Source organism: Fulvimonas yonginensis, assembly GCF_037137055.1.
GTDB lineage: Bacteria > Pseudomonadota > Gammaproteobacteria > Xanthomonadales > Rhodanobacteraceae > Frateuria_A > Frateuria_A yonginensis.
This window is the reverse complement of record NZ_JBBBNY010000003.1, coordinates 17311-37619: the sequence shown is the minus strand read 5'-3', so window position 1 is coordinate 37619 and position 20309 is coordinate 17311. Positions and strand designations below refer to the sequence as shown.

Sequence of the window (20309 nt, the reverse complement as noted above, 5' to 3'; positions counted from 1 at the left end):
AGCCTCGATATCGTCCCCTCAGCTTCGGCGGTTCGCCGTCTTGCTCTTGAGCTTTCTCATGGACTCTCCCTGAAGCTGGATTCGGTGGGCGCTGTGCACGAGACGATCGAGGATGGCATCGGCGATCGTCGGTTCGCCCAGGTAGGCGTGCCATTCGGTGATCGGTAGCTGCGAGGTGATGGCAACCGAGCCGCTGCCGACACGATCGTCGATGACCTCCAACAGATCCTGCCGGGCACGGCGCCCTAGCGGGTTGACGCCCCAGTCATCCAACACCAGCAGCTTCATGCGAGCGAGCTGGGTGCGAACCGTAGTGAGATTGCCTGCCTCGCGTGCAATTTCCAGCTCCTCCAGAAGGCGGGGAAGCCGGCGATAGACCACCGGCATGCCCCGCCGAGCCGCCTGATGCGCCAACGCGCATGCCAACCAGGTCTTCCCCACCCCGGTGGGTCCGGTGATGATCAGGTTCTGGTGCTGGGTGATCCAGTCGCAGGCGAGGAGCCCTTGCACTTGTTGCTTATCGATCCCTCGCCCCACCCGGTAATCGATGTCCTCGGCGCACGCCTCGACCTTCAGTCGTGCTTGTTTGAGCAGGCGGGCAAGCCGACGGTTCTCGCGAGTCACGCGCTCGCTGTCGACCAAGACGGCCAGGCGTTCATCAAAGGGGCTGTCCTGCAGCGATGGGCTGGCATGCTGCCGCTCCAGGGCGTCAGCCATGCCATCCAGCTTCAGTTCTCGCAGAGCGGTGAGGGTGTGTTGCCGGCTCATGCGCTGACCTCCTTGGCCGAAGCGAAATAGGCGCTACCACGGATATTGCGATGCGCAGGGAGTGCCGTGGCAGCTTCTTCTACGACATCGCCGCTGGCGTGATGCCGGCCGCTGCTCAGCAATGCGCGCACGGTTTTTTCCGAAGGTGAGCGGATATCTAGGGCACGCTGCACTGCGGACTCCAATTCCGCCGCACCATGTTTGCGTGTCAAGGCCTGAAGTCGGTCGCAACAAGGCAGACCGAGACCTGGGTGGGGCCGCTCAAACTGCTTTTGGACGAAGGCCGCCGTCGCCGGTCCGATGCTTTCGGCCCATCGGGCAAAGTGCTCCGGCGTCCTCGCGGCATACATCGCGTGGTGCTTGGGCAGGTGCCCAGGATCGGTGGTGGTGCCATCCGCGGCGCCGCGGCGATGGCTGGCGATACGGACCCCGCTGCAGTAGATCTCCACGGCATCGGCCGACAAGCGTCCCTCCACCGCGCACCCAATGTAGGTAAATGGCACCGAGTACCAGTGCTTGTCGAGCCGCACGTGATAGTCGGCTGGGACAGTCTGGGAAGCGGTCCAATCGCCGTGTTCGTAAGGCTGCTCCGGCAGCGGGCGAAGCGCTGCAGACTCGCTGGCTTCGAACCGCTCAAGGCGGGAGCCCTCCATCTTCTTGAACGGGCGGCGATTCAACTCGGCGACCAGCTCGGCAATGGCCTGGTTGAGCTCGGTCAGGGAAAAGAAGGTGCGGTGGCGCAGGCGCAGCAGCACCCAGCGCTGCACGATCAGGACGCTCCCCTCGACCTTGGCCTTGTCTTTCGGGCGCCGGGCACGAGCCGGCAGCACGACGCTGTCGTAGTGGCTGGCCATCTCCTGATAGGTGCGGTGGATGATCGGATCGCGACCGGCTCGCGTCACTGCGCTGCGCAAATTGTCCGGCACGATCACCTGCGGTGACCCGCCGAAGGCCTCGAACATCTGGACATGCGCCTTGATCCACTGCGGGACTTGCTGGCTCGGACAGGCAAGGGCGAACACGTAGTTGGAATAGCCCAGGACCCCGATGAACAACTCGACGTCGACACGCTCGCCGGTCTCCGGCTTGATGTAGGTCGGACGGCGTCCGGAGAAATCCACGAAGACCCGCTCGCCCGGCGCGTGGTGCTGCCGCATCACGGGATGGAGTTTGCGCAGGTAGGCCCGGTAGTAGTGCGAGAACTGGGAATAGGCCAAGGCGTGCTCCGGACACGCTCGGCGGTATTCCTCCCACAGCAGCGTACGGGTCATGCCCCGATGCTGCATCTGTTCGTGAACCCATGCCCAGTCAGGGTGCTGCTTTTCCTCGGTGCGGTGCGTGACGCGATTGAAGAGTGCATCGAGCTCGTCGAGGGGGCGCTCGGCCAGATCGGACCAGGTGAGCGAGTGAATGCGCACCAAGTGGCGGTAGCGTGCCACGGTGTTGTACGACCGGCCGACCACGCGGCCAATCTGACGGTTGGACCACGAGGTGGTCAGAACGAGACGTAGGATTTCCTTGAGGGAAGACATGCTGACTCCAAAGTTGCGCCACCGCGATTAGGTGGTGACATGGATATCAGCGGGCGCGACGCCGTCCGTCCTGCCTGCATGACTGCCAAGCGAGGGGCTTGACCGGTCGAGGCGGGAGGAGGACATTAGGCGCTGATGGGGTTCGCATCCATCGCACCTTGAAAGCCCGAGAGTCGCAAGCTCTCGGGCTTTCGCGTCTGGCGCTCCGCAACGGAAACTGGGCGGAGGACTTGAGCGCTAACGCATCGGCACCTCCTGTGCATCGGCAGGATCGACAGCACCTTGCCGCAAGGCTGCCAGCCAGGCCGCGATATCCCGAATCAGAGCGAATTTCCCGCGCCGGTGCGGCACGGCGAACACGGGAACCGGCACGGTCCCTCGCGAAATGGCTTGCCTCAGGGCCTCTGCGGTGGGGTATCCCAGCGCTGCCCGAAGCTCCTCGCCCCCAATCAGCGGTGTGCCGAAGCGCATCAAGAGGTCGCGCTCCAGCAGATCGGTCAGCGTGGGACTGTGAGGTGCGGCCATCGGCTCGGTCACGTCGGGTCACGACCGATGCTAGGGCGCCCGAGCCAGAACGGGTAGCCGGTAAATGCGGCCTTCGTTTTACCCTATTCTTGCGCCTAAGTGATTGAAATACCGGAGAACCGATGATTCTCTCAGAGGCCTGCGGAAAATCGGCACCAGGGCGTGGTCGGTCGCCCCTGCGGCAGCGCATCGACCAGCAGCGGGTTCAATTGTGGTTTCAATGGATTCAGCTGCGCTCCCAGGGCGCGACCTATTACGCCTTGGAAAAGCAGCTGATCGGCGACGGCTTCGGTCGCAATGCAGAGGGCGTGCTCTCGCACCGCCATCGAATGGCCCGCTATGCGCAGGGCAAACATGTGCCGCGTAGCGCCCTGATCGAGCGGGCCGAACTCGCATTCCCTCGCAGTCGAGCCCTGCTGGAACACGTGTACTGGGACATCATCGACCCGGAAAAGGACCTGATGACGCACCGGCCTCGATGGCTGGCCGGCTTGGGGCCGGAGACACAGCGGGTCCTGCATCGCTCCGGCTCCAGGGCCAGCGAGTTCATGGTCGATCGTGAAAAAACCTCACGCCGCCTGTTGCGGCGGCTGGAGCAGCTGGGCAGTTTCGAGGCCTTGGCCGCGACGGCATTGCTGCTGCGCGAGGCGCAGGCGGAGGGCCACGAATCGTTGGCCTATCAGTGTGCCCAGTCGTTCTGGGTCATTCTGCTGCTGATCGGCTCAACGGTGCCCTTCATCAATCTTCTGCCCGCGATGGCGGCCTTGGCGGGAGAGGCGCTGATTGACCATGTCCAGCACGATGACGAGCAAGTCGAGATCGCCACGGCACCGGTGCGGCTCTATGAGCAGATTCTTAGGCACCACTGCCTGGCTCGGGAAGATCGGGGACTACTGGATCCGCGTTGGAACAGTTGGGTGCGCTACCGACTTCAGCTCATGCGCGGAGACTATGGGTTTGACCTGCTGTTCGCCCTTGGGCTGCCGACGAGGGCGACTGAGGCGCTTCATGCGGACCCGGCGCGGTATCTCGCCTTCCAGAGGGACGCGTTTGTGCGGTGGAAGGCGTTGGACTACATCACTCAGGCGGAATGGGCTAAGCGGTCGTTTATGGACGACTGGGTCGCTTACATGGGTGATCCCGAAGGGCGCTGGCCCGAGCTTAGCGATGGTCCGGTGCCACTTGCGGAACCACCCTCTGACGGGTGAGCATGAGGCGGCAATCTACAGGGGAGTAGCGATGAGAAAGGGACTTGGCGGGTTTGTCCTGCCGCTATTACTGGCAATGGGCACCGCCCATGCACAGCCGGGCAAGGTCACGTATGTGTACACCGATCCACAGGGCACGCCCCTCGCGGAGGCGGACGCCAACGGGAATATCACAGCGACTTTCGATTACAAGCCATATGGTCAGGCGCTGGGCACTCCGCCCACAGGGCCGGGGTATACAGGACACGTAAATGATCCTGACACCGGACTCGTTTACATGCAGGCGCGGTACTACGATCCGATCGCCGGGCGCTTTCTAAGCATCGACCCGGTGGTGCCGAGCGCGGGTGCGCTGTTTGGCTTTAACAGATATGACTACGCAAATAACAATCCGGCCAATAATATTGATCCAGATGGTCGCGACAACTGCCCAGGGCAAAGTCGGTCGCAGTGCATACGTTCTGATTCAGGAACAGCGCGCGATCTTCGCTCAACTCCCCAACAAGACTCGGCTGCAATAGCGAACAAATCCAAGGTGGAAACGTCTCAAAGCCGGAGAAGGTTTTGGCCCTTATAGGGACCACGAACGTCACCGCGCAACCTGTGAATGGTCAGATCATCCAGACGACCGCCAAAGATGGGGTGAATCTGAGTAACTTACCGCCAGGAACAACGGCCGTGGAACATAGTCACATTGATGGAAAGACTCCCGGCGTTTCTTCAGACGGATTCGTCAGCCCGGGTGACGCTCAGCCACTGGGTCATGGGGTTCTCAACTATGCTGTAAGTGAGCGACGCGTAGCCAAATACGAAATCGTAGGTGGACGAATTCAGGTTACAGCAATCAAGGGCTCATTCACTCCTCGCGAGGCGAATAAGCTCGAGCAATCAGTGAACGCACAGCAGCAAGCAATTGATGCTGTAAGGCCAGCCGAATGAAAATGCTCTCACTACTCCTGGCATTTTTACTGGTACCAATAACCAGTTTCGGTTCAGTGACAGATAACTCATTGGACATACAGGCGTTAAACGCCAATCGCGCAAAATATGATGGCAAGCAATTGACCCTGCACGGCTTCCTTGTTATTGGACCGGAGTCGATGTACTTGGTGAAACGTCTAGGATATGACAAGGACTATTGGGCAAAAGATTCTGGCTGCCTAAGCCTTCTAAACACTGGCGATCTCGGCAACAAGGAAGATTTATATAATGGTAAATATGTCGAGATTACGGGCTTGTTTCGTGCGAATAATTATTCGTATGGAATCAGCCTGTCTGAGTGCGGCCTGACCGGGCTAGACATTAACGGCGACCCTGATAATCACATAGTGATTGAGCATCGCAGTCATGGCGAGCAGCCTTAGCTAGAGCTAGCAGAGCCTCTGCCCGTAATCTTAAAAATGGAGTAAGTAACTACGACGATCGTGATGGCCCAACAGTTGGCCTACCTGCGCAGCACCAGCACGGTGCTCAACACCGGCAGTGTGATCAACCCTAGTCGGACGGCTGGTCAGGGGTGACCGGAATCTGCAGTCATGCCACGCTCGTCAGGCTCGATGGTGCCGAAGGCGACCCGGGAATGGTCATCGATCGCCACATGGACGAATTCCCAGCCTGCGCCGTCCGAGGCGCCTTGGCGGTCCCCGGTGACGCGGTGCCCCGGGCGCCAGAAGCGCCCCAGCTTCTTGATGTCCAGGTGCAGCAGGTCACCGGGTGAGGGGTATTCGTACCGTTTGGACGGGCGCGCCGGCTCCAGTTCGGCCAACCGGTGGAGCCCGGCGCGCTTGACCAGGCGGCCGACCGTACTGGGGGCGACCGCCAGATGCTGGGCGATCTGCCGATAGGTCCAGCGCTCGCGACGGTGTTCCATGACCTGCTCCGCGACGGCGGCGTCCGTCGCATGCGGGCAACGGTGTGGCCGGGAGGACCGATCGAGCAGCCCGGCAGGCCCTTCCTCGCGAAAGCGCGCCAGCCACTTGTATGCCGTGCGCACACTGACCCCAGCTGCATGGGCCGCCTCCTCCACCCGCAGGCCGTGATCAAGCACCCGCTGCACGAGCAGGGCTCGACCTCGAGGCGTAAGACGGGCATGTTTATGCAGGTTCATCCGGGGTTCCTGGTGTGCTGGTTGGGTCGCACCTCCAGAATCCCGGGATCGCCCCGGGTGAACAACCTACTGAGAGATCACAGCTAGGTCGGGCCGGCGGCGTCGCTAGGGCTTGCGCGCGAGCCGCGGACGGCGCTGCCACAACAGCACCGGTACCCCCAGGGCGACCAGCACGCCGGCCCACAGCAGCGATTCGGTGCCCGTGCCGGCCAGCGCCCACAAGGCGTAGGCCAGCGCGCCCGCCGCCACCAGTCGGCGCGGCCAGCGTGCGCCCGGCTCGACGCGCCACCATGCCAGCACGCTGACCACGTAGGGCAGCAGCGTGGTGGCGGTGGAGAGCAGGATCGAGAAGGTGAACAGCGCCACCAGCGTGCGGCTGTAGTTGGCCACGATCAGTGCGCTGGCCAGGCTGCTGCTCAGCAGCAGGCCGAAGGCGGGCGTGCCACGCGCGTCCAGCCGGCCGAAGCGGCGCGGGAACAAGCCATCCTGTGCCGCCGCCAGCGGCGTCTGCGCCTGCAGCAGCACCCAGCCGTTCAGTGCGCCGAAGCAGGAGACCGTGGCGACCAGCGCCAACGCGAATCCCGCCGCGGGGCCCCAGGTCCGCGCCGCGGCCGCCACCATCGGCGCCGCCGAACGCTGCAGTTCGCCGATCGGCAGCAGGCCGATCACCACGGTGCAGGCGAGCATGGTGGCCAGGCCCGCGACCAGCATGCCGATCACGGTGGCGCGCGGCACCGTGCGTTCCGGGTCGCGCACCACGCCGGTGGGCACGGTGGCGGCCTCGAAGCCGAGCATCGCCCACAGCGTCAGCGCAGCCACCGAGGTGGCCACGCCGAACAGGGGCAGGCCGCTCGGGTTGAACGGGCGGTACGCCGCTGCATGCACCCAGCCCAGGCCGATCAGGCCGAACAGCACCAGCGGCACCAGCTTGAGCAGGGTGGTGAGCATCTGCACCCGCGCCGCCTCGCGCACGCCGGCCAGGTTCACCGCGGTACAGGCCCACAGCGCGCCCAGTGCGCAGGCGGCCGCGCGCACCGGCGTGGCGGTGGCGGCGGGCCACACGGCGCCGAGGCTGCCGGCAAAGGCCACCGCGATGGCCGCGTTGGCGCTCCAGGTGCAGACCCAGTAGCTCCAGGCCACCACGAAGCCGACCCCGTCGCCGAATGCGCGTCGTGCGTAGCCGTAGGCGCCGCCGTGGTTGCGGATCGTGCGCGCGAGCCAGGCGTAGACCGTCGCCAGCAGCAGCGCGCCGGTGATCGTCAACGTCCAGCCGAGCAGGCTCGCCGCACCGTAGGGCGCGAGCGCCGCCGGCAGCAGGAACACGCCCGAGCCGATCATGTTGCCGACCACCAGCGCTATCAGCGCGGCCTGGCCGAGCGGCTTCACGTCACTGCCCATGGCTCTGCCTCCTGTGGACGATCTCCCGTCGCCCTGACTGCTCCCGCGCGGGCAACGGGGCCGGACGGGCGGCGATTCACGCGAACTCGCGGTAGGCGCGCCGCAGCAATTCGTGGAAATGGTGGACGGCGTTCTCGCGCAACGGGTTCAGCCGGCCGGTCTCGTAGGAGCCGGAAGCCAGCCCGCGCTGCACGTCCTCGCAGATGGTCACGTCCTCGTCCTGCACCTCGTCGCTGAAGGCAACGTCGCGCTCGCGGCGCGCGCGCGCCGCCTCGCCCGGATCGGGCGCGTAGTAGAAGTCGAACTCCACCCGGCAGCGGTCCACGCCCAGCGGCAGCACGCGGTTGGTCTGCAGCCGGCCCGGCAGGATGTTGAGCATGGTGTTGGGGTAGAGGAAGTAGTACAGCGCCTCGCCGCTGCCGTAGAGGTCGGTGCCGCTTTCCAGCGGGCTGTACTGGTAGGAGTACCAGCGCGCCGTCTCGGTGACGTAGCTGCGGTAGTCCAGCACGCTGTTGAGTCCCGGATGGATGTGCGGCACGTGGTAGCCCTCCAGGTAGTTGTCCACGTACACCTTCCAGTTGCAGGCCACGTCCCAGGCGGCGCGATGGTGGAACTCGAAGCCGGCCAGCGAGCGGCCCACGCCCAGCCGCGCGTCGATGCCCTCGACGAACTCGGCGAACGGCGGCGCGTCACCGGTGGCGACGAACACCAGCCCCTGCCAGACCTGCACGCGCGCTTCCGGCAGGCGGATCGACGAGGGGTCGAAATCGGGCGCGCGGCCCATTTCCGGCGCGCCTCGAAGCACGCCGTCGAGGCCGTAGGTCCAGCCGTGATAACGGCAGCGCAGGGCCTTGGCGCCCTTGCCGTCGCAGCTGGCCACGGGGCCGGCGCGATGCCGGCAGACGTTGTGGAAGGCGCGGATGGTGGAGCCGTCGCTGCGCACCACCAGCAGCGGCAGGCCGGCGATGGTGGTGACCCGGTGGTCGCCGACGCCGGCCAGTTCCGACTGGTGGCACACCAGTTGCCAGCTCCGCGCGAACACCGCCCGCGCATCCAGCGCGGGCATGCGCGGGTCGGTGTAGCAACGCGCCGCCAACGCGTGCGCATGGTCGAGCGGCTGGGCGGCGAGAACCTCGGGCGTGAGCAGATCGGGCATGGCGGCACCGCACTGGGTGGTTGGGACGCACGTTCGCCCGCCCAAGCTACATCATCAGCGGGCGCCGTAGAGCGCCTTGACGTCCTTCAGCAGCGCCGCCTGGCTGTCCGGGCGGGCGTAGAACATGTGGCCGCCGGGGTACTCCTTGACCTGCACGCGGGTGGGGTCGCCCATCGGCGGCATCTGGTCGACGATCAGTACCGAGGCCATGAACGGGCAGGAGAGATCGTCCCAGCCGTGCGCGATGAGCACGCGCAGGCCCGGGTCGTTCGCCACCGCTTCGCGCAATTGCGAGACCGAGCCTTCGATGGCGTCGTCGTCCTCGTGCCAGAGCTTGTTCACCTCGTAGCTGAGCGCGTTGTAGCGGCCGTCGTACTTCCAGCCCACGGTGCGCGTGACGAAGTCGACCATCGCGGTGGTGGTCGGCGCGATGATGCCGTTGAGGATCGGATCGCCGGTCATCTGCCGCGGCGCGTACGGGAACGGGTCCCAGGCGGTGACGTTGGAGTCGTAGCGGCTGCCCAGCTTGCCCTCGGCGCGGTACACCTCGCGCAGGTAGGCCTGCGTCTCCAGCCGGCCGCCGGAGCGGCGCACGAACAGCGGATCCAGGCCGGTCAGCTCGGTCACCTTCCTGACCACCCGCTCGGTCGCCTGCGGGTCGGAACGGCCGCGCATCAGGTCGACCGCATACTCGCCGCGGGTGTACTCGATGATCGGCGCCATCGCTTCGGCGGTGAGCTTGTGCTCGCGCTCCAGGTGGGCGGCCGCGATCGAGGGGAGGGTGAGCATCCACGGCAGCGGTGAGACGTTCTCGTCGCTGGAGGCCGCCGGATCGAGGTACGGCGAGACCAGCACCACGCCCTTCATCGCCACGCCCAGCCGGGTCTGCAGGTAGTCGGTGATACGCGGGCCGCGGAAGCCGCCGTAGCTCTCGCCGACGAGGTACTTGGGCGACTGCAGGCGGCCGTGCTTCACCAGCCAGTCGTAGATGATCCTGGAGAGGTACCTGATGTCGTTGTCGTGCTGTAGAACAGCTCCGTGGCTTTCTTGTCGTCCACCAGCGCGCGGCTGAACCCGGTGCCGACCGGATCGATGAACACCAGGTCGGTGAAGGGCAGCCAGCTGCCCGGGTTGTCGTGCAGCGTGGCGGGGTCGGAGGGGTGGTCGCCGTCCATGCCGAAGGCGACCCGCTTGGGACCGATCGCGCCGAGGTTGAGGTAGACCGAGGACGCGCCCGGGCCGCCGTTGAGCGCAAAGGTCACCGGGCGGTCGCGGCCGCCGTCCACCGTGTAGGCGGTGAACACCACCTCGGCGACGACGTTGCCTTTCTCGTCGCGCACCGGCAGCGAGCCGACCGTGGCCGTGTACTTCAGGGTGCGGCCGTCGATCTGCGCGCTCTGCTGCACGTGCGCGTCGGCCGGGAAGGGCGGCAGGTGGTAGTCGCCGTGGTCCGCGGCGGCGGGCTTCGCGGCGTCGGCGGCGAAGGCCGGAGCGGCGGTGCCGGCCAGTAGCGAGGCGGCCAGCAGGGTGGCTTGCAGGGTCTTGCGCACGTGGAGATTCCCCCTGGAACGAAAGCTCCCAGCCTAGCGGCTGGCACCGGGGCGGGACTGTGCCCAAAGGCACGGGTGTCGGCTTCCGTGCAGCCCGATGGGCGTCCGCAGCAGGGACGGCCGTCAGGCCGGCACCGCCTCCAGTTGTCCCTGCACGTCGTTGATCGCATCGCGGATGCGCTTGCTGAACACCGAGTCGTCGTGGTGGATCAGCAGCAGCCGCTCGGTGGCGCGGGTCATCGCCACGTACAGCAGCCGTGCCTCCTCGGCCTCGTCCTTGCCTTCCTTGGGCAGCGAGCCCAGGCCCGGGATGATCACGAACGGGAACTCCAGGCCCTTGCTCGAGTGCATGGTGACCAGCTTGACCGTGTCGCCGACGGCGAACAGGGCGCCCTTGCCGCGGCCCTCGGCGAGCCGGCTGGGAATGCCTTCGCGCTCCAGCGCCTCGTGCAGCTTCTCGCCCTCCCACTGGTTGCGGAAGATCACCGCCATCTGCGACCACGGCCGGCCGTGTGCGTGCTCGTCGCGCAGCTGGGCGATCAGGACGGTGAGCTGGGCGGGTGCGGTATCGACCCGGATCAGCTCCGGCACCGGGCCGCGCCGGCCGGCGCTCTCCGGTGCGATCAGCGGCACGCCGTCCTCGTCCTCGGCGCGCTCGATGAGCAGCTCGTTGGCGAAGCCGCGCGCCACCGCGAGGATCTCCAGCGTGTTGCGGTAGTTGAGCTTGAGGATGGTGGTGCGCCCCTGCGCCTGGATACCCAGGCTCTTCCAGCTCACCTTGCGCCGGTCGGCCTTGCCGTAGATGTTCTGCGCGTCGTCGTAGAGCACCAGCAACGAGTTGGTCGCCGGGTCGATCATCTGCACGATCAGCTTGTACCAGTCCGGCTCGAAGTCGTGGCCCTCGTCGACCAGCACGGCACCGTACTGGAAGCGGGGTATCTGGCCGCGATCGACGCCGGCGATCACCCGCTCGACCATCTGCCCGAAGAAGTCGTCGCTGCCCTTCGGGGGGAGCTCCACGTGGTAGGCCGTGAGCATCTTGTGGCACCACTTGTGGAAGTTGTAGACCTGCACCTTCTCGGCCAGGCCGCGCTCGCCGATCAGTTGCTCCAGTCGCGCGGCGAGCGTCTTGTTATAGCAGAGCACCAGGATCGGCCGGTTCATCACGCGCGCCAACTGCATGGCGCGGAAGCCCAGGATCATGGTCTTTCCGGAGCCCGCCACGCCGTGGATGATGCGGTGCTCGTCGCCGAGCGAACGCGCCAGCTGCTCCTGCTGGGCGTCCATCACCTTGACCAGCTCGGGGATCTGAAGCGGGCGTATCGCCGCGTCGGTCGGTCCGAACAGGCCGAACTGGCCGCTGCCCGGCTCGACCCGCAGTTCGGGAAACAGGTGCCAGCGCACGCGATCGATCTGCGGCAGCGTGAGCGCCACCGGGAACACCTGCGGGAACATCGCCCACAGCCGCTCCTGGAAATCCTCGGCGTCAACCGACTCGTAGAACTCGTCGCGGCACAGCGCCAGGTGCGGCGGGATCACCGCGTCCAGCCCGCCTTCCTCGAACTGCTTGCGGCTGATGTTGGACAGCACCACGCCCCAGGCCCAGGGCATGATCAGCTTGCCGGCATGGCGATGCCCCGGCGGGAAGCGCAGCGCCGGATCGCGCTCGAGCACCACGCCGATCTCCAGCGCATAGGCGCGTGCCTGCAGCAGCGGGTGGTTCTCCTTGACCAGGCCGCGCTCGGTGACCAGGGTGAACTGGGTGCTGTCCGCATGCCGGATGGTCTCGGCCTTCCAGTCCTTCACTTCCAGCACCAGCAGGCCCCGGCGCGGGTGGAACACCACGAAGTCCGGCCGGCGCTGCTTCAGGCCCACCGGCACGTCGTACCAGAGCAGGTAGTCGTCCTCCAGCTTCTGCTCCAGTCGCTCGGAGAAGCGCTTCTCGCCGGCTGTCATGCGCGGCAGGCAGCTGTTGCGGGTGGGAATGAGCGAAGCCATGGCGCGTCCATTCATAATTTTGCGTGGAAAGTAACGGACTTGCGCGGCCTGTCAACGTTAAAGTCGTGCTTGCCAGCGCCGATACGACGGGCGAGGACGACGGATCCGCCGCCAGCAAGGCTTCCGGAACCGGCCGTCACGTTCGGGCGCGGGGAGAGCCCAGCATGCCCATGCACATCGAAACGCTGTCGCTGATTGCCGCCATCCAGTCGCTGGCCTTGGCGGCCATGCTGTGGGTAGGGACCCAGGGCAGCCCCGGACCGGCCCGCACCAGCCTCAAGCTGCGCGCCGCGGCCCTCGCGGTGGAGTCCGGCGGCTGGTGGATGCTGGCGATGCAGGCGTGGATGCACCCCGCGCAGCTGGTGCTGGGAGGCAACGCGCTCAACCTGCTGGCGCAGGGCATGTCGGTGATCGCCCTGCGCATGCTGCTCGGCGTGCCGTTGTACTGGCGGGCAGCGCTGGCGATCGGCGTGGTCGGCTGGCTCGGGGTCGGCTGGTTCGGCGTGGTGCAGGAGGACTACCGCCTGCGCGTGCTGTGGGGCTCGATCGCGATCCTGGCCGACATCGGCCTGCGCATGCACGCGTTGCTGAACGGCGAGGTGCGGCGCCGCTCGCGGGCGCGGCTGGTCCTGCTGGCCTTGTGCGTGCTGTCCGCCTTGCTGCTGGCGTGGCGCTGCGGCCGGCTGTGGTTCGACCTCAACCCGCCCACCGGCATCGTCCAGCCCGACACGGTCAACTACCTCTATGTCCTGCTTTCGGGCATGCAGCCGCTGTTCCTGAGCATCGGCTTCCTGCTGCTGTACAGCGAGGTGCTCCAGCGCGAGATGCACCTGCTGGCGCGGGTCGATCCGCTGACCGGCGTGAAGAACCGGCTGGCGCTCAGCGAAGCGGCGACGCAGATGCTGGCGCACGCGGCCAGGATGGGCCGTCCGCTGGGCGTACTGATGATCGATGCGGACCACTTCAAGAGCGTCAACGACCGCTTCGGCCACGGCGGCGGGGACAAGGTGCTGCTGGCGCTGGTGGAAAGCATCCGCCGCACGCTGCGCGCGGGCAACGTCATCGGCCGCATCGGCGGCGAGGAGTTCGTGGTGCTGGCGCCGGACAGCTCGCAGGAGCAGGTGATGGTGCTGGCCGAACGCATCCGCGCGACGGTGGAGACCACGCCGCTGGCGATCGACGGCCACATGCTGCAGTTGACGGTATCGATCGGCGCCGCCGCCGCCTTGCCGGGGGAGCGCGACGTGACAGGGCTGCTGCGGCGCGCGGACGCGGCGCTCTATGCGGCCAAGCGCGCCGGGCGCAACCGCGTGATGGCGCCGGACCCGCAGCGGCCCGAGCCGCTGCCGAGCTCGGTCGTGGCCAGCCTGTAGGGCCGGCGCTCAGTCTTCCAGCGCGGCGTCCAGCGTGATTTCCGCCCTGAGCACCTTGGAGACCGGGCAACCCTGCTTGGTTTCCTGCGCGATGCGGTCGAAGGCGGCCGTATCGGCGCCGGGCACGCGGGCGCGGCAGCGCAGATGCACGGCGGTGATGGCGAAGCCTTCGCCCTGCCTGTCCAGCGTGACCCGGGCGCGGGTCTCGATGCGCTCGGCGGTCAGCCCGGCATTGCCCAGGCCCAGCGACAGGGCCATCGAATAGCAACCCGCGTGGGCCGCGGCGATCAGTTCCTCCGGGTTGGTGCCGGGGCCGTCCTCGAAGCGGGACCGGAAGCCGTAGGGTGCCTCGCGCAGGACGCCGGTCTCGGTCGACAGCGTGCCCTGGCCATCCTTCAGACCGCCGGTCCAGACGGCGGATGCGGATCTCTTCATGGCGCTCTCCCAACGTGGATGCCCAGTGTGGTGCGGCGCCCATGGAGACGGTGCGAACGGGTAGCGGCCGCCGTTTCACGCGTGTTTTGCCGGTGGCCGTCGTATGCTCCGCGATTTCCGCCACGGCGAGACGGCATGGGTTACGAGATCAGGCACGACCCGCGTGCGCAGCGCTTCGAGACCCGGGTGGAGGGCCAGCTCTGCGAGCTGGACTACCGCCTGGCCGGCAGCGTCATGACCATTACCCACACCGGCGTGCCGTCGGCCGTGGAGGGGCGCGGCATCGCTTCCGCACTGACCCAGGCGGCCATGGAGACGGCCCGCGCCAGCGGCTGGAAGGTGGTGCCCGCCTGCGCCTACGCGGCCGCGTGGCTGCGCCGGCACCCCGAATTCGCCGACCTGCAGGCGTAGCCGGGGCCGTTGTGCCTGCCACGGCGCCGGCACACACTGCGCAGCGTCCGACGCAGGAGGCAGGCATGAGCGAATCCCGTACCCCGCGGCGCCGCGGGCCCTGGCACGCGCTGAGCGCGCGGCCCTCGCTGGCGATCGGCGGCACGCTGTTGCTGCTGGTCGCCGGTGCCGCCTGGCTGCTCGGCATGCACCCGGCGCCGGCGTTCCTGCTCGGCTTCGACGCCGGCGCCCTGGTGTTCATCGCACTGCAGGTGCGCGAGTTCCGTCACGCCACGCCCGCGACCATGCGCGAGACCGCCCGCCGCCAGGATGCCGGGCGCTGGGGCATCCTGTGGAGCGGCGTGACGCTGTCGGTAGTGGTGCTGGTCGCCCTGGGTACCGAACTGCAGGCCGGCAAGACGGGCGGCCTGGCGGCGATCCTCATCGCGGCGGCGAGCATCGTGCTCAGCTGGGGCTTCCTCAACACGCTGTTTGCGCTGCACTACGCGCACGGCTACTACGGCGACTACGGCAAGCAGCACGAGGGGTTGGACTTTCCCGGCGGCCAGCCGCCGGACTACTGGGACTTCGCCTACTTCGCGGTGGTGGTCGGCATGACTTTCCAGGTGTCCGACGTGCAGGTGAGCAGCCGCTACCTGCGCCGCATGGTGCTGGTCCACGGCATCGTCGCGTTCTTCTTCAACGTGTTCATCATCGCGGTGAGCGTGAACGTGGTGGCCGGCCAGGGTTCCTAGCCCGGCGGGCCGTCAGTCGCGGAAGTTGTCGAACTGCAACGGCACCTCCACCGTGGACTTGCGCAGCAGCGCGATGGCCAGTTGCAGGTCGTCGCGCTTCTTGCCGGTAACGCGAAGCTTCTCGCCGTTGATCTGCGCCTCGACCTTGAGCCTGGCCGCCTTCAGTTCGGCGACCAGCTTCTTGGCGACCGGCTGCTCGATGCCCTGCTTGACGGAGATCCTCTGCCGCGCGCCGCCCAGGTTGACCTCCGGCGCGGCCACGTCCAGCGCGCGGATGTCGATCTTCCGCGAGGTCAGCCGGCCGCGCAGGATGTCCAGCATCTGCTGCAGCTGGAACTCGCTGGGCGCCCGCTGGGTGATCACGTAGCCGTCCAGCTCGAAGGTGGCGTCGGTGCCCTTGAAGTCGAAGCGGTTGGCCAGCTCACGGTTGGCCTGGTCGACCGCGTTGGTGAGCTCGTGCTTGTCCACTTCGGAGACGACGTCGAAGGAAGGCATGGAATGGCCCGGCAAAAGGAGGGGAAAGTGTACGCGCTCGGCGATAATGCGCGATTCGCCGTGCTCCCGTGGGTCGCTGATACCGATGAAAACCGACGTACTGGTCCTCGGCGCCGGTGCCGCCGGCCTGATGTGCGCCATCACCGCCGGCCGGCGCGGCCGGCGCGTGCTGGTGCTCGACCATGCCAGCAAGCCCGGCAAGAAGATCCTGATGTCCGGCGGCGGGCGCTGCAACTTCACCAACCTGGATACGAGCCCGGCCAACTACCTTTCGGCCAATCCGCATTTCGCCAAGTCGGCGCTGGCCCGCTACACGCCCGCCGACTTCGTCGCGCTGGTGGAGAAGCACCGCATCGCCTACCACGAGAAGGAGCTGGGGCAGCTGTTCTGCGACGAGTCGTCCAAGCAGATCGTGCGCATGCTGCTGGACGAGTGCGTGGCGGCGGGCGTGCGGGTGGAAACCGGCTGCGCCATCCAGCGGGTGCGCCACGGCGAGGCCGGTTTCAGCGTGGCCACCTCGCGCGGCGAGCTGCACGCCGAAGCGGTGGTGGTGGCGACCGGCGGCCTGTCCATCCCCAGCATGGGCGCGACCGGCTTCGGCTACGAGCTCGCGCGGCAGTTCGGTCACGCCATTCGGCCGACCCGCGCCGCGCTGGTGCCGCTGACGCTGAGCGGCAAGCACCTGGAGCACTATGCGGACCTGGCCGGGGTGGCCCTGCCGGCGCAGGTGCAGTGCGGGCGGCAGTCCTTCCGCGGCGGCCTGCTGTTCACCCATCGCGGGGTGAGCGGCCCATCGATCCTGCAGATCTCCTCGTACTGGGAGCCGGGGCGGGAGCTGCGCCTGAATCTGGCGCCCGACCGGGAGGCCGGCGCCTGGCTGGTCGCCCAGCGTGCCGCGCGGCCGGCCGCGGAGCTGAAGACCGTGCTGGCCGACCTGTTGCCCAGGCGGCTAGCCCAGCGCCTGGGCGAGCTTCACCTGGACAACCGCCCCATGCGCCAGTACCGCGAGGCCGAACTGGTCGCCATCGGCGCGCGCCTGCACGCCTGGCCGCTGGTCGCCAGCGGCACCGAGGGCTACCGAACCGCGGAGGTCACCCTGGGCGGCGTGGATACCGACGGGCTTTCCTCCAGCACCCTGCAATCCAGGCTCGTGCCGGGGCTGTACTTCATCGGCGAGGTGGTCGACGTGACCGGCTGGCTCGGCGGCTACAACTTCCAGTGGGCATGGGCGTCCGGGCACGCCGCGGGCGAGGTCGCCTAGGCCAACGCTTTCCCGCTCCTACACGGGAGGGGCGGCGGCTCGCGAGCATCCGTCGGGACGCTTTCTTGCCCATCGGCCGGCTACAGTGGCCGCAGACGACTTTCCGGAGAACGGCATGAACCTCGGATTCATCGGCCTGGGTGCCATGGGCAGCGCCATGGCGAGCAACCTGCTCGCGGCCGGGCACGCCGTCACCGTGTGGAACCGCTCCGAGGCGGCCACCGAGCCGCTGGCCTCACTGGGCGCTAAGGTCGCCCGCACGCCCGGTAGGGCCATGCAGTGCGCCGTGGTGCACAGCATGCTGGCCAACGACCAGGCGGTACGCGAGGTATTCCTCGAGAGCGGCGCGCTCGACGACATGGACCGCGGCACCGTGCACGTCAACCACGCGACCATCTCGGTGGCGCTGGCGCGCGAGCTGGCCGAGGCGCACGCGCAGCGCGGGCTGGGCTACGTCGCGGCGCCGGTGTTCGGTCGACCGGACATGGCCGCGGCGGCCAGGCTCAACATCGTGGTGGCCGGCCGCCCCAGCGTGGTCGACTCGGTACGGTCGCTGCTGGACGCGCTGGGCAGCCGCATCTGGCCGGTGGGCGAGGCCCCCGAGCGGGCCAACGTGGTCAAGCTCGCCGGCAACTTCATGCTGGCCGCCGCAATCGAGAGCATGGCCGAGGCCAGCGCGCTCACCCGCGCGCATGGCGTGGCCGCCGCCGATTTCCTGGAGATCATGACCAGCACCCTGTTCGCCGCGCCGGCCTACCAGGGCTACGGCAAGCTGATCGCCGAGGAGCGCTACGCGCCGCCGGGCTTCGCGTTGCCGCTGGGCCTGAAGGACGTCAACCTGGCGCTGGCCGCCGGCGAGGCCGCGCGGGTGCCGCTGCCGTTCGCAGGCGTGTTGCGCGATGCGCTCATCGAGGCGCTGGCCGCCGGCGGCGAGGGGCTGGACTGGGCGGCGCTGGCGCAGGTGGCGGCGCGGCGCGCGCACCTGGAGTGAACCCGCGGGACGCACGCCCGCGGATCGTTCGCGGGCGGGTCAGGCCAGGTCGTCGGCGCCGGCTTCCTGGCTGAGCCGGTCCACGATCGCGCCCATCGCGCGATCGAACAGCGGCTCGGAGGGCAGGATCCGGGCGCTGCCTGCGACCAGCGCCTCGGCCAGTTCATGCGGCGCGTAGTCGCCCACCTTCAGGCCGCGGCGGTTGACGAACAGGTAGCGCCCGCTCATCGGGCTCACCCACGACAGCTTGGCGCGGGTGACCGCGTCGCCGGTCGGGCAGAACTCGAGCCAGGTGCCGGGCTTGAGCTGGCGGACGCGTTCCATGGTGTCGCCGTCGGCGCCACGGGCTTCCGCGGTGGACGGCTCGCTGGCTTCGGGGACGGGTTCGGCCGCTTCGCCGTCCAGCAGCGGCTGGATGCTGTCGGGAATGGGCAGCGGCGCATCCTCCGGCGTCGCCGGCGCCGGTTCGCCGAGCTGCTGGCGGTAGTAGGCGTGCAGCTGGCCGAGCAGGCGCTCGATGTCGCTTTCCTGGAAGGCCACGTTGGCCAGGCCGCGGCGCAGCGCCCGTTCGACGCCGGGAAGCATGCGCAGCAGCGTGCGCCGGTCGTCGGGCGTGCGCACCGGCCGCGCGCTGGCGATGAACTCGTCGACGAAGCGCAGTGCCTCGGCAAAGGCGGGCGAGTCCTCGCCCTGGCGCAGGATGGTCAGCACCAGGTGGTTGGCCCAGGCGCGCGCCAGCACGCCGTGGATCAGGTGCGGCAGGTTCTGCGTGCCGATGCGGTCGAGAATCTCCCGCGCGGCGCGCCGGCGGGCCAGCTCCAGCTTCTCGCGGCCGCGCGCCGATTCGGCGACGCGCTGCTCGGCCAGTTCGGCGCGTCGGCGGCTCTGTTCCTGGAAGGCCTGCAGTTCGGCGTTGAGGCGCTCGAACAGGCTCATGTCGTCGTCGAACTCGTGCAGCAGGCGCTCGACGATGGACTTGATCTTGTCGTAGACGCGGTGGTCGCGGTCGGACTCCTCCGACCAGCCCTTGGCCAGCTCCGCCAGGCCGTCGAGCAGGCGGCGCGCAGGGTGCTGCCGGTGGCCGAACAGGCGACGGTCGAGGATCGCCGCCTTGAGATAGGGAATCTGCAGGCGTGCCAGCAGCACCTGCATCTCCGCGGGCAGTGCGCTGTCGGACAGGATGAACTCGAACAGCATGCCGACCAGGTCGATGGTGTCCTCGTCGATCGCCGAGACCTGGCTCGGGCGCTCGCCGCGCAGGGCACCGAGCTGGCCGAGCAGATGCTCCTTGAGCTGGGTGACCTCGCGGCTGATCGCCGCCGGGTCCGCCGTGTGGACGCTCGGCAGCGGGCCGGCGGCGAGCTGGCTCTGCAGCACGCTCAGCGCGCCGAGCAACTCGTTGGCGGTCGGCACCGCGACGGCGCCACCGGTGGCGCCACGCACGCCGCCGGCCGCCGGCACCGCGCCGATGCCGGCGTGCGCACGGCGCGCACTGAACAGCGCGCGCACCGTGTGCAGCAGCTCGCTCGCCAGTTCGGCGTCCTGGTCGGCGACGACCGGGGCCTCCTCCGGCGCGGCGGCGGTCGCCTCCGCCGGCTGCGCGGGCTCGCCCTCGCCGCGCGCCACCTGGTGGCGCAGCTGCGGCAGCACGCCTGCGCGGATCAGCTCCGCGTTGATTTCCTGGTACAGCTCTTCCAGCGCCGACAGCACGTAGCGATCGAACAGCTTGTAGATGATCAGCTTCACGCGCATGTCGGCGGACAGCTCGCGCATCGCCTGGCGGAACGCCTGGGCCAGCGTCGCCGGCGCCACCGGATTGGTCGCGTCGTCGAGCTTGATGCCGCCGCAGATCACCGACAGGCGCTGGTTGACCGCGAACAGGTCGCGCGCCAGGCGCGACTCGTTCTTGCTGATCATGCTGGTGATGGCGAGCGATTCCTCCAGCTCGTTCTCCGCCACCAGCGACAGCTCGACCGGGCCGGTGGACGCGGGCGGGGCCGCGGGGGCGGGTGCTGGGCGCGTGTTCAGCACGGTGAGCTCGCGGCTGACCTGCACCAGGTAGGCGCGCTCGATCATCGGACGGCGCTTGCGCACCTCGCGCATGCCGTCGAAGTAGTGCATCTGGGCGGCGTTGTTCTCGGCCTTCTCGGCAAGGTCGAACAGCGCGTCGTCGACGTGCTCGAACATGTTGCCCAGGAACTGCTGCAGGCGGCGGCTCGCGATGGAGCGCACGGCGCCGAGCAGGTCACCGACGTGTTCGGCTGGCGGCTGACGCTGGCTGAGGCTCACCACCTTGCCAGATTCATTGGCTTCTTTCATCGCCACACCCCTGACGCATCCCCTGCTGACGATCGCGGCCTCCGCGGC

The 20309-nt window shown here is 67.8% G+C and carries 17 protein-coding genes and 2 pseudogenes; 8 read left to right on the top strand and 11 right to left on the bottom strand.

Translation table 11 applies throughout. The features are described from left to right. Positions 1-18: 18 nt before the first annotated feature. From istB to WAT24_RS05910, 3 genes are all read right to left on the bottom strand, one after another. Complete coding sequence (istB, locus tag WAT24_RS05920; RefSeq protein WP_336806910.1) at positions 19-768, bottom strand: IS21-like element helper ATPase IstB; 750 nt, start codon at positions 766-768, stop codon at positions 19-21. Next, positions 765-2300 (bottom strand): IS21 family transposase, encoded by a 1536-nt coding sequence (istA, locus tag WAT24_RS05915; protein ID WP_336806909.1) that lies wholly within the window; start codon positions 2298-2300, stop codon positions 765-767. The genes istB and istA overlap by 4 nt, the downstream gene beginning before the upstream one ends. A gap of 237 nt (positions 2301-2537) precedes the next feature. Then, the gene (locus WAT24_RS05910) at positions 2538-2837 is read right to left on the bottom strand and encodes a hypothetical protein (RefSeq protein ID WP_336806908.1); all 300 of its coding nucleotides are present in this window, start codon (positions 2835-2837) and stop codon (positions 2538-2540) included. Between the two features lie 110 nt (positions 2838-2947). Between WAT24_RS05910 and WAT24_RS05905 the strand changes: the two genes are divergently transcribed. From WAT24_RS05905 to WAT24_RS05895, 3 genes are all read left to right on the top strand, one after another. Continuing rightward, on the top strand, positions 2948-4033 hold the full coding sequence (locus WAT24_RS05905) for a hypothetical protein (RefSeq protein WP_336806907.1): 1086 nt from the start codon (positions 2948-2950) through the stop codon (positions 4031-4033). 31 nt (positions 4034-4064) lie between these two features. Further along, positions 4065-4610, top strand: a complete 546-nt coding sequence (locus WAT24_RS05900) for an RHS repeat-associated core domain-containing protein (protein WP_336806906.1) — start codon at positions 4065-4067, stop codon at positions 4608-4610. Positions 4611-4968: 358 nt separating this feature from the next. After that, complete coding sequence (locus WAT24_RS05895; protein ID WP_336806905.1) at positions 4969-5397, top strand: hypothetical protein; 429 nt, start codon at positions 4969-4971, stop codon at positions 5395-5397. Between the two features lie 164 nt (positions 5398-5561). Here WAT24_RS05895 and WAT24_RS05890 read toward each other — a convergent pair. From WAT24_RS05890 to WAT24_RS05870, 5 genes and pseudogenes are all read right to left on the bottom strand, one after another. Next, positions 5562-6140 (bottom strand): annotated as a pseudogene (locus WAT24_RS05890) (leucine zipper domain-containing protein); the annotation flags it as partial. 105 nt (positions 6141-6245) lie between these two features. Then, the gene (locus WAT24_RS05885; protein WP_336806904.1) at positions 6246-7538 is read right to left on the bottom strand and encodes an amino acid permease; all 1293 of its coding nucleotides are present in this window, start codon (positions 7536-7538) and stop codon (positions 6246-6248) included. 76 nt (positions 7539-7614) lie between these two features. Next, positions 7615-8694 carry an aromatic ring-hydroxylating oxygenase subunit alpha gene (locus WAT24_RS05880; protein ID WP_336806903.1) on the bottom strand — a complete coding sequence of 360 codons (1080 nt, stop codon included), beginning with the start codon at positions 8692-8694 and terminating at the stop codon, positions 7615-7617. Between the two features lie 54 nt (positions 8695-8748). Further along, positions 8749-10244, bottom strand: a pseudogene (locus WAT24_RS05875) (S10 family peptidase). Between the two features lie 123 nt (positions 10245-10367). After that, positions 10368-12242, bottom strand: coding sequence for a 3'-5' exonuclease (locus WAT24_RS05870; protein ID WP_336806902.1), 1875 nt, complete (start codon positions 12240-12242; stop codon positions 10368-10370). Positions 12243-12406: 164 nt separating this feature from the next. On the opposite strand from WAT24_RS05870, the gene WAT24_RS05865 reads away from it, so the two are divergent. Next, on the top strand, positions 12407-13615 hold the full coding sequence (locus WAT24_RS05865; RefSeq protein ID WP_336806901.1) for a GGDEF domain-containing protein: 1209 nt from the start codon (positions 12407-12409) through the stop codon (positions 13613-13615). A gap of 9 nt (positions 13616-13624) precedes the next feature. On the opposite strand, the gene WAT24_RS05860 is transcribed toward WAT24_RS05865, so the two are convergent. Next, a complete protein-coding gene (locus WAT24_RS05860) occupies positions 13625-14050 on the bottom strand; it encodes an OsmC family protein (protein ID WP_336806900.1) in 426 nt (141 codons plus the stop codon). 135 nt (positions 14051-14185) lie between these two features. Between WAT24_RS05860 and WAT24_RS05855 the strand changes: the two genes are divergently transcribed. Then, complete coding sequence (locus WAT24_RS05855; protein WP_336806899.1) at positions 14186-14461, top strand: GNAT family N-acetyltransferase; 276 nt, start codon at positions 14186-14188, stop codon at positions 14459-14461. Between the two features lie 65 nt (positions 14462-14526). Beyond that, complete coding sequence (locus WAT24_RS05850) at positions 14527-15195, top strand: DUF1345 domain-containing protein (RefSeq protein WP_336806898.1); 669 nt, start codon at positions 14527-14529, stop codon at positions 15193-15195. A 12-nt stretch (positions 15196-15207) separates the two neighbouring features. Here the strand turns inward: WAT24_RS05850 and WAT24_RS05845 are convergent, their stop codons facing one another. Continuing rightward, the gene (locus WAT24_RS05845) at positions 15208-15690 is read right to left on the bottom strand and encodes a YajQ family cyclic di-GMP-binding protein (protein ID WP_336806897.1); all 483 of its coding nucleotides are present in this window, start codon (positions 15688-15690) and stop codon (positions 15208-15210) included. 85 nt (positions 15691-15775) lie between these two features. On the opposite strand from WAT24_RS05845, the gene WAT24_RS05840 reads away from it, so the two are divergent. Continuing rightward, positions 15776-16951 (top strand): BaiN/RdsA family NAD(P)/FAD-dependent oxidoreductase, encoded by a 1176-nt coding sequence (locus WAT24_RS05840; RefSeq protein WP_336806896.1) that lies wholly within the window; start codon positions 15776-15778, stop codon positions 16949-16951. Between the two features lie 115 nt (positions 16952-17066). Beyond that, positions 17067-17942, top strand: coding sequence for an NAD(P)-dependent oxidoreductase (locus WAT24_RS05835; RefSeq protein WP_336806895.1), 876 nt, complete (start codon positions 17067-17069; stop codon positions 17940-17942). Between the two features lie 39 nt (positions 17943-17981). On the opposite strand, the gene WAT24_RS05830 is transcribed toward WAT24_RS05835, so the two are convergent. After that, positions 17982-20261 carry a DUF1631 domain-containing protein gene (locus WAT24_RS05830; protein WP_336806894.1) on the bottom strand — a complete coding sequence of 760 codons (2280 nt, stop codon included), beginning with the start codon at positions 20259-20261 and terminating at the stop codon, positions 17982-17984. Positions 20262-20309: the final 48 nt, after the last annotated feature.

Bases quoted from the DNA above. Each gene is read 5' to 3' on its own strand.
- istA (WP_336806909.1), bottom strand. From the start codon at position 2,300: ATGTCTTCCCTCAAGGAAATCCTACGTCTCGTTCTGACCACCTCGTGG.
- WAT24_RS05870 (WP_336806902.1), bottom strand. From the start codon at position 12,242: ATGGCTTCGCTCATTCCCACCCGCAACAGCTGCCTGCCGCGCATGACA.
- WAT24_RS05835 (WP_336806895.1), top strand. From the start codon at position 17,067: ATGAACCTCGGATTCATCGGCCTGGGTGCCATGGGCAGCGCCATGGCG.
- WAT24_RS05895 (WP_336806905.1), top strand. From the start codon at position 4,969: ATGAAAATGCTCTCACTACTCCTGGCATTTTTACTGGTACCAATAACC.
- WAT24_RS05900 (WP_336806906.1), top strand. From the start codon at position 4,065: ATGAGAAAGGGACTTGGCGGGTTTGTCCTGCCGCTATTACTGGCAATG.
- WAT24_RS05850 (WP_336806898.1), top strand. From the start codon at position 14,527: ATGAGCGAATCCCGTACCCCGCGGCGCCGCGGGCCCTGGCACGCGCTG.
- WAT24_RS05830 (WP_336806894.1), bottom strand. From the start codon at position 20,261: ATGAAAGAAGCCAATGAATCTGGCAAGGTGGTGAGCCTCAGCCAGCGT.
- WAT24_RS05840 (WP_336806896.1), top strand. From the start codon at position 15,776: ATGAAAACCGACGTACTGGTCCTCGGCGCCGGTGCCGCCGGCCTGATG.
- WAT24_RS05880 (WP_336806903.1), bottom strand. From the start codon at position 8,694: ATGCCCGATCTGCTCACGCCCGAGGTTCTCGCCGCCCAGCCGCTCGAC.
- WAT24_RS05860 (WP_336806900.1), bottom strand. From the start codon at position 14,050: ATGAAGAGATCCGCATCCGCCGTCTGGACCGGCGGTCTGAAGGATGGC.
- WAT24_RS05845 (WP_336806897.1), bottom strand. From the start codon at position 15,690: ATGCCTTCCTTCGACGTCGTCTCCGAAGTGGACAAGCACGAGCTCACC.
- WAT24_RS05905 (WP_336806907.1), top strand. From the start codon at position 2,948: ATGATTCTCTCAGAGGCCTGCGGAAAATCGGCACCAGGGCGTGGTCGG.
- WAT24_RS05855 (WP_336806899.1), top strand. From the start codon at position 14,186: ATGGGTTACGAGATCAGGCACGACCCGCGTGCGCAGCGCTTCGAGACC.
- WAT24_RS05865 (WP_336806901.1), top strand. From the start codon at position 12,407: ATGCCCATGCACATCGAAACGCTGTCGCTGATTGCCGCCATCCAGTCG.
- WAT24_RS05885 (WP_336806904.1), bottom strand. From the start codon at position 7,538: ATGGGCAGTGACGTGAAGCCGCTCGGCCAGGCCGCGCTGATAGCGCTG.
- istB (WP_336806910.1), bottom strand. From the start codon at position 768: ATGAGCCGGCAACACACCCTCACCGCTCTGCGAGAACTGAAGCTGGAT.